The sequence below is a fragment of the Streptomyces sp. NPDC045955 genome (assembly GCF_056430805.1).
Genome location: NZ_JBWKKY010000010.1, coordinates 88,068 through 101,481, shown reverse-complemented (window position 1 = coordinate 101,481; position 13,414 = coordinate 88,068). Strand labels below are relative to the sequence as shown.

11 protein-coding genes and 1 pseudogene are annotated in these 13,414 nt (G+C 71.7%); 9 read left to right on the top strand and 3 right to left on the bottom strand.

Annotated elements, in window-relative coordinates:
• The first annotated feature begins 3 nt into the window (after positions 1-3).
• The 5 genes from AC07F0_RS21875 to AC07F0_RS21855 all read left to right on the top strand — a co-directional run bounded on the left by AC07F0_RS21875 (position 4) and on the right by AC07F0_RS21855 (position 4,922).
• Positions 4-1,149: an ABC transporter ATP-binding protein gene (locus tag AC07F0_RS21875; protein WP_478981139.1), complete on the top strand. Its 1,146-nt coding sequence runs from the start codon at positions 4-6 to the stop codon at positions 1,147-1,149.
• Positions 1,149-2,078 carry an ABC transporter permease gene (locus AC07F0_RS21870; RefSeq protein ID WP_436730398.1) on the top strand — a complete coding sequence of 310 codons (930 nt, stop codon included), beginning with the start codon at positions 1,149-1,151 and terminating at the stop codon, positions 2,076-2,078. Before AC07F0_RS21875 ends, AC07F0_RS21870 begins: the two co-directional genes overlap by 1 nt.
• Complete coding sequence (locus AC07F0_RS21865) at positions 2,079-2,879, top strand: ABC transporter permease (protein WP_478981137.1); 801 nt, start codon at positions 2,079-2,081, stop codon at positions 2,877-2,879. It abuts the gene before it with no gap.
• Between the two features lie 18 nt (positions 2,880-2,897).
• The gene (locus AC07F0_RS21860; RefSeq protein WP_478981135.1) at positions 2,898-4,325 is read left to right on the top strand and encodes an NAD(P)/FAD-dependent oxidoreductase; all 1,428 of its coding nucleotides are present in this window, start codon (positions 2,898-2,900) and stop codon (positions 4,323-4,325) included.
• A gap of 141 nt (positions 4,326-4,466) precedes the next feature.
• Complete coding sequence (locus AC07F0_RS21855; RefSeq protein ID WP_478981134.1) at positions 4,467-4,922, top strand: hypothetical protein; 456 nt, start codon at positions 4,467-4,469, stop codon at positions 4,920-4,922.
• On the opposite strand, the gene AC07F0_RS21850 is transcribed toward AC07F0_RS21855, so the two are convergent.
• Complete coding sequence (locus AC07F0_RS21850; protein ID WP_478981132.1) at positions 4,919-5,593, bottom strand: phosphatase PAP2 family protein; 675 nt, start codon at positions 5,591-5,593, stop codon at positions 4,919-4,921. The two genes, AC07F0_RS21855 and AC07F0_RS21850, sit on opposite strands and share 4 nt — an antisense overlap.
• On the opposite strand from AC07F0_RS21850, the gene AC07F0_RS21845 reads away from it, so the two are divergent.
• On the top strand, positions 5,592-5,804 hold the full coding sequence (locus AC07F0_RS21845) for a hypothetical protein (protein ID WP_478981130.1): 213 nt from the start codon (positions 5,592-5,594) through the stop codon (positions 5,802-5,804). The genes AC07F0_RS21850 and AC07F0_RS21845 overlap by 2 nt on opposite strands.
• A gap of 24 nt (positions 5,805-5,828) precedes the next feature.
• On the opposite strand, the pseudogene AC07F0_RS21840 reads toward AC07F0_RS21845, so the two are convergent.
• Positions 5,829-6,043 (bottom strand): annotated as a pseudogene (locus tag AC07F0_RS21840) (phosphatase PAP2 family protein); the annotation flags it as partial.
• 163 nt (positions 6,044-6,206) lie between these two features.
• Positions 6,207-7,541 (bottom strand): 4-aminobutyrate--2-oxoglutarate transaminase, encoded by a 1,335-nt coding sequence (gene gabT, locus AC07F0_RS21835; RefSeq protein ID WP_436730403.1) that lies wholly within the window; start codon positions 7,539-7,541, stop codon positions 6,207-6,209.
• A 252-nt stretch (positions 7,542-7,793) separates the two neighbouring features.
• Here gabT and AC07F0_RS21830 point away from each other — a divergent pair, with 252 nt between their 5' ends.
• The 3 genes from AC07F0_RS21830 (at position 7,794) to AC07F0_RS21820 (ending at position 13,346) form a co-directional block, all read left to right on the top strand.
• Positions 7,794-9,938 (top strand): ATP-binding protein, encoded by a 2,145-nt coding sequence (locus AC07F0_RS21830; protein ID WP_478981128.1) that lies wholly within the window; start codon positions 7,794-7,796, stop codon positions 9,936-9,938.
• 153 nt (positions 9,939-10,091) lie between these two features.
• The gene (locus tag AC07F0_RS21825) at positions 10,092-11,765 is read left to right on the top strand and encodes a PucR family transcriptional regulator (protein WP_478981126.1); all 1,674 of its coding nucleotides are present in this window, start codon (positions 10,092-10,094) and stop codon (positions 11,763-11,765) included.
• 135 nt (positions 11,766-11,900) lie between these two features.
• Entirely contained in the window at positions 11,901-13,346 is a 1,446-nt protein-coding gene (locus AC07F0_RS21820) for an aldehyde dehydrogenase family protein (protein ID WP_478981124.1), read from the top strand.
• Positions 13,347-13,414: the final 68 nt, after the last annotated feature.

Sequence of the window (13,414 nt, the reverse complement as noted above, 5' to 3'; positions counted from 1 at the left end):
AAGATGACGAACAAGACAGACCCCACCGGCGACGTCCGCCTGACGGGCATATCCAAGACCTACGGCGCCTTCACCGCCGTCCATCCACTCGACCTGACCGTGGAGCAGGGCTCCTTCTTCGCCCTGCTCGGCGCCTCCGGCTGCGGCAAGACCACCACCCTGCGCATGATCGCCGGCCTGGAGGAACCTTCGGCCGGGACCGTGTCGCTGGGCGGCCAGGAGGTGACCGCGCTCCCGCCGTACAAGCGGCCCGTGAACACGGTCTTCCAGTCCTACGCCCTCTTCCCGCACCTCGACATCTTCGAGAACGTCGCCTTCGGCCTGCGTCGGCGCGGCCTGAGATCGGTGAAGAAGCAGGTCGAGGAGATGCTCGACCTCGTCCAGCTCGGCGAGCAGGCCCGCAAGAAGCCGCACCAGCTCTCCGGCGGCCAGCAGCAGCGCGTCGCCGTGGCCCGCGCGCTGATCAACCATCCCAAGGTGCTCCTCCTCGACGAGCCGCTCGGCGCCCTCGACCTGAAGCTGCGCCGCCAGATGCAGCTGGAGCTCAAACGCATCCAGACCGAGGTCGGCATCACCTTCATCCACGTCACGCACGACCAGGAGGAGGCCATGACCATGGCCGACACGGTCGCCGTGATGAACGCGGGCCGCGTCGAGCAGCTCGGCTCGCCGGCCGACCTCTACGAGAACCCGCGCACCACCTTCGTCGCCAACTTCCTCGGCACCTCCAACTTCATCGAGGCCGAGGTCGACTCCAGGAGCGGCGAGGAGATCGTGCTGAAGGCGGGCGGCGGCAAGCTCGTCCTGCCCGAGGCGCGGTGTTCCGCCCCTGCGGCCACCGGCGGCAAGGTGCTGGTCGGCGTCCGCCCGGAGAAGATCTCCCTCACCCACGCGGACGACGCCGGCGAGATCCCCGACGGCCGCAACCGCATCAGCGGCCGGATCGCCGACTCCAGCTTCATCGGCGTCTCGACGCAGTACGTCGTCGACAGCCCGGTCTGCTCCGACTTCGAGGTCTACGCCCAGAACATCGACCGCGACCCGCGGCTCGTGCCCGGCGCCGAGGTCGTCCTGCACTGGAACCCGGCCCACACCTTCGGCCTGGACGCCGCCCAGGACGCCGACGCCGGAGTGGAAGAGGCGGTCTGATGTCGACACTCACCGAGGCGCCACCGCCGCTCGCACCGGAGGCCCCCGAGCCGAAACCCCCGAAGCGCAGGGGCCGCTGGACGCCGTACTGGCTGCTGTTGCCCGGCATCCTCTGGCTGGTGGTCTTCTTCGCCCTGCCGATGATCTACCAGGCCTCCACGTCCGTGCAGACGGGCTCCCTGGAGGAGGGCTACAAGGTCACCTGGCACTTCGCCACGTACTGGGACGCGCTGTCCGCGTACTGGCCGCAGTTCGTCCGCTCGGTGCTCTACGCGGGCACCGCGACGATCCTGTGCCTCCTGCTCGGCTACCCGCTCGCGTATCTCATCGCCTTCCGCGCGGGCCGCTGGCGGAACCTGATCATGATCCTGGTGATCGCGCCGTTCTTCACCAGCTTCCTGATCCGCACCCTGGCCTGGAAGACGATCCTCGCGGACGGCGGCCCGCTCGTCGGCGCGCTCGACACGCTGCACGTCCTGGACGTGACCAACTGGCTCGGCTGGACCGCCGGCGACCGGGTCCTCGCCACGCCGCTCGCGGTGGTGTGCGGACTGACGTACAACTTCCTGCCGTTCATGATCCTTCCGCTCTACACCTCGCTGGAGCGCATCGACGGCCGGCTCCACGAGGCCGCCGGTGATCTGTACGCCCGGCCCTGGACGACCTTCCGCAAGGTCACCTTCCCGCTGTCGATGCCGGGTGTCGTCTCCGGGACGCTGCTGACCTTCATCCCGGCCACCGGCGACTACGTCAACGCCGATCTGCTCGGCTCCACCGACACCCGCATGGTCGGCAACGTCATCCAGACGCAGTTCCTCAGAGTGCTCGACTATCCGACCGCCGCGGCACTCTCCTTCATCCTCATGGCGGCGATTCTCCTCATGGTCACCCTCTACATCCGCAGGTCCGGGACGGAGGATCTGGTCTAAATGCCCTTCGTCAACTGGCTCAAAAGAAATCTCGTCGTCATCGCGGGACTGCTGACACTCGGCTATCTGCTCCTGCCGAACGTCATCGTCACGGTGTTCTCCTTCAACAAGCCGAAGGGGCGCTTCAACTACGCATGGCAGCGGTTCTCCCTGGACGCCTGGAAGGACCCGTGCGGCGTCTCCGATCTGTGCGGCTCGCTGTCGGTCAGCCTCCAGATCGCCTTCTGGGCGACGCTCGGCGCCACGCTCCTCGGCACGCTCATCGCCTTCGCGCTGGTCCGCTACCGGTTCCGCGCCCGCGGCGCAGTGAACTCGCTGATCTTCCTGCCGATGGCGATGCCCGAAGTCGTCATGGCCGCCTCGCTGCTCACCCTGTTCCTCAACATGGGCGCCCAGCTGGGCTTCTGGACCATTCTCATCGCGCACATCATGTTCTGCCTGAGTTTCGTGGTCACGGCCGTCAAGGCGCGCGTGATGTCGATGGATCCGAAATTGGAGGAGGCGGCGCGCGACCTGTACGCGGGCCCGTTCCAGACCTTCGTGCGGGTCACCCTGCCGATCGCGGCACCCGGAATCGCGGCGGGCGCACTGCTCGCTTTCGCCCTCTCCTTCGACGATTTCATCATCACCAATTTCAATGCCGGCTCGACCGTCACCTTCCCCATGTTCGTCTGGGGTTCGGCGCAGCGCGGAACGCCCGTTCAGATCAATGTCATCGGCACGACCATGTTCGTCGTCGCCGTGCTGCTCGTCCTGGCTTCCATGGTCGTCGGTAACCGGCGCAACAGACAAAAGGCCTGACCGTAGGGAGTTGACATCATGGCCCCGAGCGCCATGAACCAGCGGAACCAGTGGATTCGTTCGCTTTCCGAAGCCCAACCGCTCCCGTACTGGCTGGACGACCCCGGCCGGCCCCGCCCCGAACCCGCCCTCACCACCTCCGAGACCTGCGATCTGCTGGTCGTCGTCGGCGGCTACAGCGGACTGTGGACGGCGCTGATCGCCAAGGAACGCGAACCGCAGCGGGACGTGGTGCTGGTGGAGGGCCGCGAGGTGGGCTGGGCCGCCTCCGGACGCAACGGCGGATTCTGCGCCGCCTCCCTCACCCACGGCCTGCCCAACGGCCTCGCCCGCTGGCCCGGCGAGATCCACAAGCTCCAGGAGCTGGGCGCCCGCAACCTCGACGCGATCGAGGCGGCGGTCGCCCGGCACTCCATCGACTGCGACTTCGAACGCACCGGCGAGATCGACGTCGCCACCGAGCCCTACCAGGCGGCGGAACTGCGCGACTGGCACGAGGAGACGGCCCGCCGGGGCCTCGCCGAGGGCGTCGAGTTCCTGGACGCCGAGGCGGTCCGGGAACAGGTGGACTCACCGACCTTCCAGGCGGGCCTGTGGGACCGCCGGGGCGTGGCCATGCTGCACCCCGCGAAGCTCGCCTGGGGCCTGAAACGGGCCTGTCTCGAGCTGGGCGTCCGCGTCTACGAGCACACCCCCGCCCTCACCCTGAAGCCGTACGGCGCGGGCATGGCCGTACGCACCCCGTACGGCCGGGTCCGCGCCCGCCAGGTCGCCCTCGGGACGAACATCTTCCCGAACCTGGTCCGGCGGGTCCGCTCGTACACCGTCCCGGTCTACGACTACGCCCTGATGACCGAGCCGCTCAGCCCTGACCGGCTGGCCTCGATCGGCTGGCAGAACCGCCAGGGCCTCGGGGACAGCGCCAACCAGTTCCACTACTTCCGCCTGTCCGCCGACAACCGGATCCTCTGGGGCGGCTACGACGCGATCTACCCCTACGGCGGCCGCGTCCGCGCCGAGTACGACGACCGCCCGGAGACCTACGCCAAGCTCGCGGGGCACTTCTTCACCTGCTTCCCGCAACTGGAGGGCGTCCGCTTCACCCACGCCTGGGGCGGCGCGATCGACACCTGCTCCCGCTTCTCGGCGTTCTTCGGCACCGCCCACCAGCGGAAGGTCGCCTACGCGGCGGGCTACACGGGCCTGGGCGTCGGTGCGACGCGCTTCGGCGCCGAGGTGATGCTGGACCTGCTGGCGGGGGAGCGCACGGAGCGCACCGAGCTGGAGATGGTCCGCAGGAAGCCGCTGCCGTTCCCGCCGGAACCCTTCGCCTGGACGGGCATCGCCCTCACCAAGTGGTCCCTGGCCCGCGCGGACGCCCAGGGCGGCCGCCGCAACCTGTGGCTGCGCACGATGGACCGGCTGGGGCTGGGCTTCGACAGCTGAACCGGCGGGTGTGAGACGGTTCACTCCAACGAGGGGCCGAAACCCGCGTAATGACCGCAAGGAGACCTCCCTCTCCCTCGTGACGCCCTCGGAACGCCCCGCGCGTTCGCGAGGTTCACGAGCGAGAAGGAGGTCTTCCTGATGACCGGTGCGAAGACGGCGGTCGAGTGGCTCGCATCCGTGGCACCCGACCCCGAGGCCTGCCGCTGGGAGTGGGAACGCAACCCGCTCGGGGTCGCGCTGCTGCCGGCCGGCAGCGCGTGGGACGTCCTCATCCTGCCCGGCGAACTCGGCTACGCCACGCTCGACGTGCTCAGCCGCGTCCTCGACCAGCCGGGCCCCGTGCTCGTCGACTTCGGCGACGCGCGCATGGGGTTCTTCGTGCCGCCGGGCACCGCGGCCCGCTGGCTCGGCACGGGCATCCGCACGGCGGGCGCCGGCACCTGGATCGTCGTGCCGTACCCGGGCCGTTCCTCACCCGGTGGCGTCCGCTGGCTCGTCCCCCCGGACGGCTCGGGCACCCTGACGGACCCGGCCCTGCTGGAACTGGCGATGCACGAGGCGGCGGCCGGGCTGGCAACGGGACAAGACGATTAGCCGGCCAAGGGCTGCCCGGGCCGGGCCGTCCGCCTGAGGAACAGCCACAGCGACGACAGCAGCACCGCGCACAGGCACCAACTGGCCACCACGTCCAGGGGCCAGTGGTAACCATGGCGGACCAGGCCGTAGCTCACGCCGAGTACGAGGGCGAGGCAGGCGGTGGCGAGGGTGCGGCGGGCGAGGGGCGTGCGGAGCCGGGGGAGCAGGAGCAGGGCGGCGCTGCCGTAGGCGATGGCGGCCGTGGCGGTGTGGCCCGAGGGGTAGTAGCCGGTGCCGGACGGGACGGCCGGGGCGCCGGGGCGGTCCGTGAGTTCCTTGAGCGTGACGATCAGTGCCGGAACCAGCGCCATGAGAAGGACCGCGGCGGTGACGGGCAGCCACCAGCGGTCCGTACCGCGGGTCCGAAGCGCGACGTATCCGAGGGCGACGGCGAGGGCCGGGAGCGCCACCTGGACGTTGCCGAGGTCGGAGAGGAACTCGGAGAGACCGTCCGGGTGGAGGAGGCCACGGCTGACGCGCTCGTCGAGACGGACGAGCGGACCGTCCGCGACGACCTGCCACGTGATCAGGGCGAAGAGGAGCGTCGGGATGCCGAACAGGACGACGAGGAAGCGCGGGTGCTGCGCGGTGGCGGATGCGTCGAGATCCTGGTCCCCGGAGATCGGCATGGAAACCAGCTTGGCACGGGCACGGATATCCACCGTCCACCCGCTCGACCCAGTGGAGGACTACGTGAACCAGCCGGCGCAGAACGAGGGCGACGGCCTCTTCGACCACGGTCCATGGCTCTACGCCGAGCAGGCGTCGCAGGGACAGCGGGCGGCACAGGAGCGACGGCAGAAACGGCTGGTCGGGGAGAGGGAGCGGGGCCGGGCATGACCTCGATGGGCCGGAAATGGAGGTCGGCCGCCCCGGAACAGGGGGGGAGTTCCGGGGCGGCCGTCCGGACCGGAACGTCGCGCGCCCCGGGGGGTTTGGGGCGGGCGACCGTCCGATCGGTGAGGAGATCCAGAGCCTCAGGCTCCGGTTGTGTGCGCGAGGGCACGACCAGGTCGAAGCTGGGGAGGCCTCGGCCTGATGTCACCCACAGTCCCCTGTGGGCGGGGTGTATCTCTCATCTGGGTAGAACCTACGACAGGGGCTGGGCCCAGGACAGTCCGTAGGGCCCCCTGTCATCCACCTCGCACACCTTCTTCACACGCTCTGCCGCTCACCGCCCCGGGAGCGGAACGGGAGCGGCTCACGTGCCCCGTCGCCGGCCCGGAGGCGCGCGGCGGCGCTTCAGATGCGGGAGAAGGCCTGCTCGATGATGTCGAGGCCCTCGTTCAGCAGGTCCTCGCCGATCACCAGCGGGGGCAGGAAGCGGAGGACGTTGCCGTAGGTGCCACAGGTCAGGACCAGCAGGCCCTCGGCGTGGCAGGCCTTGGCGAGCGCGGCGGTCGCCTCGGGGTGGGGCTCCTTCGTCGTACGGTCCTTGACCAGCTCGATGGCGATCATCGCGCCCCGGCCACGGACGTCACCGACGATGTCGAACTTGTCCTGCATGGCGGAAAGGCGCGTCTTCATCACGGCCTCGATGTGCTTCGCCCTGGCGTTGAGGTCGAGCTCCTTCATGGTCTCGATCGCGCCCAGGGCACCCGCGCAGGCGACCGGGTTGCCGCCGTAGGTGCCGCCCAGACCGCCGGCGTGCGCTGCGTCCATGATCTCGGCGCGCCCGGTCACGGCGGCGAGCGGCAGGCCGCCGGCGATGCCCTTGGCGGTGGTGATCAGATCGGGAACGACACCCTCGTCCTCACACGCGAACCACTGCCCCGTGCGGCAGAAGCCGGACTGGATCTCGTCGGCGACGAAGACGATGCCGTGGTCGGAGGCGAACTCGCGGATCGCCGGCAGGAAGCCCTTGGCCGGCTCGATGAAGCCGCCCTCGCCGAGCACCGGCTCGATGACGATCGCGGCGACGTTCTCCGCGCCGACCTGCTTGCTGATCTGGTCGATGGCCTGCGCGGCGGCCTCGGGACCGGCGTTGTCGGGACCGGTCGGCCAGCGGTAGCCGTACGCCACGGGCACGCGGTACACCTCGGGTGCGAACGGGCCGAAGCCGTGCTTGTACGGCATGTTCTTGGACGTCAGCGCCATGGTCAGGTTCGTGCGCCCGTGGTAGCCGTGGTCGAACACCACGACGGCCTGCCGCTTCGTGTACGACCGTGCGATCTTCACGGCGTTCTCGACGGCCTCGGCGCCGGAGTTGAACAGCGCGCTCTTCTTGGCGTGGTCACCCGGGGTCAGCTCGGCGAGCGCCTCGGCGACCTCCACGTACCCCTCGTACGGCGTGACCATGAAACAGGTGTGGGTGAAGTCGGCGAGCTGCGCGGACGCCCGGCGCACGACGGCCTCGGCGGAGGCACCGACGGAGGTCACGGCGATGCCCGACCCGAAGTCGATCAGCCGGTTGCCGTCGACGTCCTCGATGATCCCGCCGCCGGCCCGCGCCGTGAACACGGGCAGCACGGACCCCACACCCTGCGCGACCGCGGCGGTGCGGCGGGCCTGCAACTCCTGCGACTTCGGTCCGGGAATGGCGGTGACGACGCGACGCTCCTGCGGAAGTGCGGTCATGCGGGGCTCCTGGGGTGGTGCGGACGAATGGGTACAGCCACTGCGCTTCTTTTCTCGCAGGCTAGGACGGGGGAAGGGGGGTGGGCATGCTCCATGTGGGCGTTGTCGGGAGGGTGGCTTGTCCGGGGTGGACATGGCGGTCTGGTGGGCTGGTGCCCCCGCCCCGGCCGTGTAAGCGGTGAACTCCCCAGGGGAGGGCGTTAGATTGGCTCGCTGATGGTGGACGGAGCGGCTGGTCAGGGGGCAAGGGCGATGGACAGCGACGGGACGCAGGAGGCGCGGGGTACGCACGCGAACCCGGTGCCGCGTCCGGCGGGGCCGCCGGAGGTGCCGCCAGAGGGGTTCACCGTGCCGCCCCGACCGACCCGGGCGCCGGGAGTGCCCCCGGTGCCGGACGGGTCCTCCTTCCTGACCTGGCTGCGCACGCCCCGGCCCGAGGCGCCGCCGGGCGTATGGCGGTTCGGGCATCGGCCGCGGCCGGCACAGGAGCCGGAGGAGATCCCCACGCGGCAGCTGCTGAGCGGGGCGCTGATCGCCTTCCTGGTGGGATGGCTGGTCTGGTCGCTGCTCCAGAACGGCTACCTCGGCAACTGGTGGTGGGTGCCGTTCGATCTGATCGTTCCCGACGCCTGGCGCGGTGCCGACAGTGACATCGGCGAGACCGGCACGTTCGTGGTGTACCAGGGGTACGAGCTGCTCGTCGCCCTGGCGATCATGGTCGGCGTGGCCCGGCTCGGCCGCTGGGGCGAGGTGTGGCGCCGCTTCGTCGTCCCCCGTTTCCGCAGGCCTGAGCCCCCGCAGGGGCAGCCGGCCGACCAGGACGATCCGGCCCAGTGGAACGAGCTCCGCGCCGCAGGAGCCGTCGACGCCGCCGAGCGGCTCGCCGCCGAGGCCCGCTCCGGGCTCATGCGCGACGTCGACCATGCCCGGATCCTCCGCGCCTGGCAGGGCGTGCGCACCGGACGGCACAGCCTCGCCACCTTCAGCTCCACGGTCCTGCGGGACGGCGCCGCCGCCTGCCTCCACCCTTCCGGGGAGCGGGACTTGCCCGCCCGGCTCGCCCGGCACGACCTGATCACCGGCCAGGTGCGGATCGGCACCACCGTGGACGACGCCCGCAACCCCTACACCTACCGCGGCGCGGGGCTCGGTCTCGGGCCCGACCTGCTCGGTACCTCGCTCGTGGCCGTCGGCCCCGCCGGCTCCGGCAAGACCGGCACCGTCGTGCGGCCGCTCGCCGAGTCGCTGTGTCTGCACGCTCTCGCCGGGCGGGCCGCCGTCGTCGTGGTCGGGGCGGCGGGGGCCGGGCTCGGGCCGGCCGACGCGTATGACGTCGTCGTGCGGATCGGGAACCAGGAGTCCGAGTACGACCTGGATCTGTACGGGGGGACCGGCGACCCGGACGAGGCCGCGGCGGTGCTCGCCGAGGCGCTCGTCGGCGACCTCGCCGATCCGCATCCGGGCAGTGACAGCCGGCGTTCCACGACCGTCCTCGCGCAGTTGCTGGGGCCGTTCCGGGCCGTGCACGGGCGTTTTCCGTCCGTGCCGGAGCTGCGGCAGTTGCTGGACGGGGCGCCGGGGCCGCTGGCCGCGCTGCGGCAGGGGCTCCAGGACGCCGGGCAGGAGTCGCTGTTGCGGGAACTGGACGCCCGGGAGCGGCAGATGGGGCAGCCGGGTGATGTCGGCGGGGTGCTCGCGGATCGGGTCGCCCTGCTGGACCGGCCCGCCTTCGCCTCCTTCTTCGACACCTCGGGGGCCACCCGGCCCTTCACGCTCAAGGCCCTCGACCATCCCGTACGCGTGCGGATCGACCTGCCCGAGCGCGGGCACGCCGACGCGTCCCGGATGCTGGCGCGGCTGGTGCTCGCGCAGTTCACGGCGAGTGTCGCCGTACGCGAGGACCGGTCGCTGTTCGCCTGTCTGCTGCTCGATGACGCGACCGGCGTGGTGACGCCCGAGGCCGTGCGCGGCATCCAGCGGCTGCGGTCCGGCAACGCCGGTGTCGTGCTGACCCTGCGGACGCTGGACGACGTACCCCGGCCCCTGCGCGGGCCCCTGCTGGGGGCCACCGGGTGCCGGATGGCGCTGTCGGGGCTCACCCCGTGGGACGGGCAGGACTTCGCCGAGGTGTGGGGGAAGGAGTGGACCGAGGCCCGGGACGTCACCGACCGGCAGATCATCGCGGAGACGCCCGCGGGCAAGGCCGCGCACATGCTGCGGAGGGTCATCACGGGCAAGGCCCCGACCGCGCGGGCGGTGACCGTGCGGCAGGTCGAACGGGAGCGCTGGTCCGCCTCCGAGCTGGCGCACGGGGTGCCGGCCGGGCACGCGGTGCTGTCGCTGACCGACGTCAAGGGCGAGCACGCGCCGCCGCTGCTCGTGGATCTCCGGGGCTGACCGGCTGACCTGGCTGCCGGGGCTGGTAGGCGTCTTCCAGCCGTGCCGGTATGCGGGGACCGTACGGTGAGGCAGAATCGTCACAGGTCGTTCATACGTGACGGCCAAAAGAGCACAACGATCACACAGCCCTGACGCAGACCTGAAGGCCTCATGCCCCCGACGCTCGCCTCGCTCGTCCACCACTCCGCGCTGAAACTCACCGTGCGGGCGGGCGAAGACCGCCTCGACGTGCCGGTCCGCTGGGCGCACGTCAGCGAGCTCGCCGACCCCGTCCCCTACATGGAGGGCGGGGAACTGCTGCTGGTCACCGCCCTCAAACTGGACGCCGAGGACCCGGAGGCCATGCGCCGCTACGTACGGCGGCTGGTCGGGGCCGGCGTGGTCGGGCTCGGCTTCGCCGTCGGCGTCAACTACGAGGAGACCCCCAAGGCCCTGGTCGACGCGGCCGAGGAGGAGGGCCTGCCGCTGCTGGAGGTGCCGCGCCGCACGCCGTTCCTCGCCATCAGCAAGGCCGTGTCCGCCGCGATCGCCGCCGACCAGTACCGCGCCGTCACGGCCGGGTTCGCCGCCCAGCGGGAGCTGACCCGGCAGGCGCAGACGGGCGGACCCGAGGGGCTGCTGTCAGCGCTCGCCGCGCAGGTCGACGGCTGGGCCGCGCTCTACGACGCCTCGGGCGCCGTCGTCGCCACGGCACCCGAGTGGGCCGGGCGGCGGGCCACGCGGCTCACCGGCGACGTGCAGCGGCTGCGCGACCGGCCCGCGCCCGCCTCGTCGGTGGTCGGCGGACCGGAGAACGAGGACCGGGTGGAACTGCACACCATCGGCACGGGCCGGCGCCCCCGGGCGGCCCTCGCCGTGGGCACGGCCGCCGCCCCCGGCACCGCCGAGCGCTACGCCGTCCACTCGGCGATCGCCCTGCTCACCCTCACCACGGAACGCTCCCGGTCCCTCCAGGCGGCCGAGCAGCGGGTCGGCGCGGCGGTGCTGCGCATGCTGCTGGCCGGGGAGCCGGACCACGCGCGTGCGGTCGCCGGTGACCTGTACGGCGGGCTGCTGGACGCGCCGTTCCGGATGCTCGTCGCGGAACGGGTGCCGGTGTCGGCCTCGGCCGCGCTGGCCCGTGCCGAGGCCCACTCGGGTGCCCCGGCCGTCGACCGGCCCTCCGCGGCCGCGCTCGCCGCCGCCGACACCGACCAAGACCCCCTCGCGGCGCTCGCCGACGTCATGGAGTCCGCCGCGGCCCGGGCCGGCGAGGCCGTCCTCGTCGTGCCGGAGGGGGAGCGGCTGGTGGTGCTGGCCGCGGACGGCGGTGCCGCCGCGGCGGCCTGCGGGGAGTACGCGACAGCACTGGAATCGGCCCGGGCCGGCGTGCGGGAGAAGGTGCCGGGCGGCGAGCAGGACGAACTGGTCGTGGGCCTGTCGGCGCCGGCCGGGCCCATCGCCGCGTCCGCCGCCTACAAGCAGGCCGAGCAGGCGCTGTCGGTGGCGCGGCGGCGCGGGCGCGTCCTCGTGGAGCACGAGCAGATGGCGGCCGGATCCGTGCTGCCGCTGCTGGCGGACGACGCGGTACGGGCCTTCGCCGACGGGATGCTGCGGCCGCTGTACGAGCACGACGCCACGGGCCGCGGCGACCTCGTCGCCTCCCTGCGCGCCTGGCTGTCCCGGCACGGCCAGTGGGACGCGGCGGCGGCCGACCTCGGCGTCCACCGCCACACCCTGCGCTACCGCATGCGCCGGGTCGAGGAGATCCTCGGCCGCTCCCTGGACGACGCCGACGCGCGGATGGAGCTCTGGCTCGCCCTGAAGGCGACCAGCTCCGAGTAGCCAAATCGTAGTGTCCCCGCCCCTTATTGCTACGCCTCGGACAAACGACCTTCGGCCATCCCGCCCCTACCGTGGAACCGCAGCACAGACCACCCCCAACGCCGAAGGGCCGGAACCCACATGCCAAAGAAAAATGTGGCAGCCACCCACGCCTTCTGGCTCGCCGGCCGTGAGGCCACCGGCGAGGACACCTTCGACGTCACGTCCCCGTGGGACGGGCGGCTCGTCGGCAAGGTGAGCGTGCCGACGGACGCGCAGGTCGAGGAGGCCGTGGCCGCCGCGTACGCCGTGCGGCACGAGTTCGCCGCCACCCCGGCCCACGTGCGGGCCGCCGCCCTCGATCACGTCAGCAAGCGCCTCGCCGAGCGCACCGAGGAGATCGCCCGGCTGATCTCCGCCGAGAACGGCAAGCCGCTCAAGTGGGCGCGCGGCGAGGTCGGCCGGGCCGTGTCCGTGTTCCGGTTCGCGGCCGAGGAGGCCCGGCGGTTCAACGGCGGCGAGGCCCAGCGGCTCGACACCGACCTCGGCGGCCAGGGGCGGCTCGCCCTCACCCGCCGCTTCCCGAAGGGTGTCGTGCTCGGTATCGCGCCCTTCAACTTCCCGCTCAACCTCTGCGCCCACAAGGTCGCCCCGGCCATCGCCGCCGGCGCGCCGATCATCCTGAAGCCGGCCCCGGCGACCCCGCTGTCCGGCCTGGTCATCGGCGAGCTGCTCGCCGAGACCGAGCTCCCGGCGGGCTCCTGGAGCGTCCTGCCGGTCGCCAACGACAAGATGCCCGCCCTGGTGCGGGACGAGCGCCTGCCCGTGATCTCCTTCACCGGCTCCGAGAAGGTCGGCTACGCGATCATGGACTCGGTGCCGCGCAAGCACTGCACCCTGGAACTGGGCGGCAACGGCGCGGCCGTCGTGCTCGCCGACTGGGCGAGCGACGAGGACCTGGACCGGGCGGCGAACCGCATCGCCACCTTCTCCAACTACCAGGGCGGCCAGTCCTGCATCTCCGTCCAGCGGGTCATCGCGGACGCCTCCGTGTACGACCGGCTGCTGCCGCGCATCGTCGCCGCCGTCGAGGCCCAGGTCACCGGCGACCCGAGCGACGACGCGACCGACGTCGGGCCGCTGGTCAGCGAGGACGCCGCCAAGCGCGTGGAGGCGTGGGTCCAGGAGGCGGTCGACGCCGGTGCCGCGCTGCTCACCGGCGGCAAGCGTGACGGCGCCTCGTACGCGCCGACCGTGCTGGCCGACGCGCCGGCCGACGTCACCCTCTCCTGCGAGGAGGTCTTCGGGCCGGTCCTCACCGTGCAGAAGGTCAACGGCGAGGCCGAGGCCTTCGCCGCCGTCAACGACTCGAAGTACGGCCTCCAGGCGGGCGTCTTCACCCACGACCTGCAGACCGCCTTCCGGGCCCACCGCGCCCTGGAGGTCGGCGGCGTCGTCGTCGGCGACGTGCCCTCCTACCGCGCCGACCAGATGCCGTACGGCGGCGTCAAGCAGTCCGGCGTGGGCCGGGAGGGCGTGCGGTTCGCGATGGAGGACTACACGTACGAGCGCGTGATGGTCCTCACCGGTCTCGCCCTCTGACGCCCCGGCACTGGCACATGGGAACCATTTTCATATAGGCTGGGCGAAGAGGCCCGGCACCGATGCCT

Excerpts from the sequence above, each read along its gene's own strand:
- AC07F0_RS21875 (WP_478981139.1), top strand. The coding sequence starts at position 4 with ATGACGAACAAGACAGACCCCACCGGCGACGTCCGCCTGACGGGCATA.
- AC07F0_RS21870 (WP_436730398.1), top strand. The coding sequence starts at position 1,149 with ATGTCGACACTCACCGAGGCGCCACCGCCGCTCGCACCGGAGGCCCCC.
- AC07F0_RS21865 (WP_478981137.1), top strand. The coding sequence starts at position 2,079 with ATGCCCTTCGTCAACTGGCTCAAAAGAAATCTCGTCGTCATCGCGGGA.
- AC07F0_RS21860 (WP_478981135.1), top strand. The coding sequence starts at position 2,898 with ATGGCCCCGAGCGCCATGAACCAGCGGAACCAGTGGATTCGTTCGCTT.
- AC07F0_RS21855 (WP_478981134.1), top strand. The coding sequence starts at position 4,467 with ATGACCGGTGCGAAGACGGCGGTCGAGTGGCTCGCATCCGTGGCACCC.
- AC07F0_RS21845 (WP_478981130.1), top strand. The coding sequence starts at position 5,592 with ATGGAAACCAGCTTGGCACGGGCACGGATATCCACCGTCCACCCGCTC.
- AC07F0_RS21850 (WP_478981132.1), bottom strand. The coding sequence starts at position 5,593 with ATGCCGATCTCCGGGGACCAGGATCTCGACGCATCCGCCACCGCGCAG.
- gabT (WP_436730403.1), bottom strand. The coding sequence starts at position 7,541 with ATGACCGCACTTCCGCAGGAGCGTCGCGTCGTCACCGCCATTCCCGGA.
- AC07F0_RS21830 (WP_478981128.1), top strand. The coding sequence starts at position 7,794 with ATGGACAGCGACGGGACGCAGGAGGCGCGGGGTACGCACGCGAACCCG.
- AC07F0_RS21825 (WP_478981126.1), top strand. The coding sequence starts at position 10,092 with ATGCCCCCGACGCTCGCCTCGCTCGTCCACCACTCCGCGCTGAAACTC.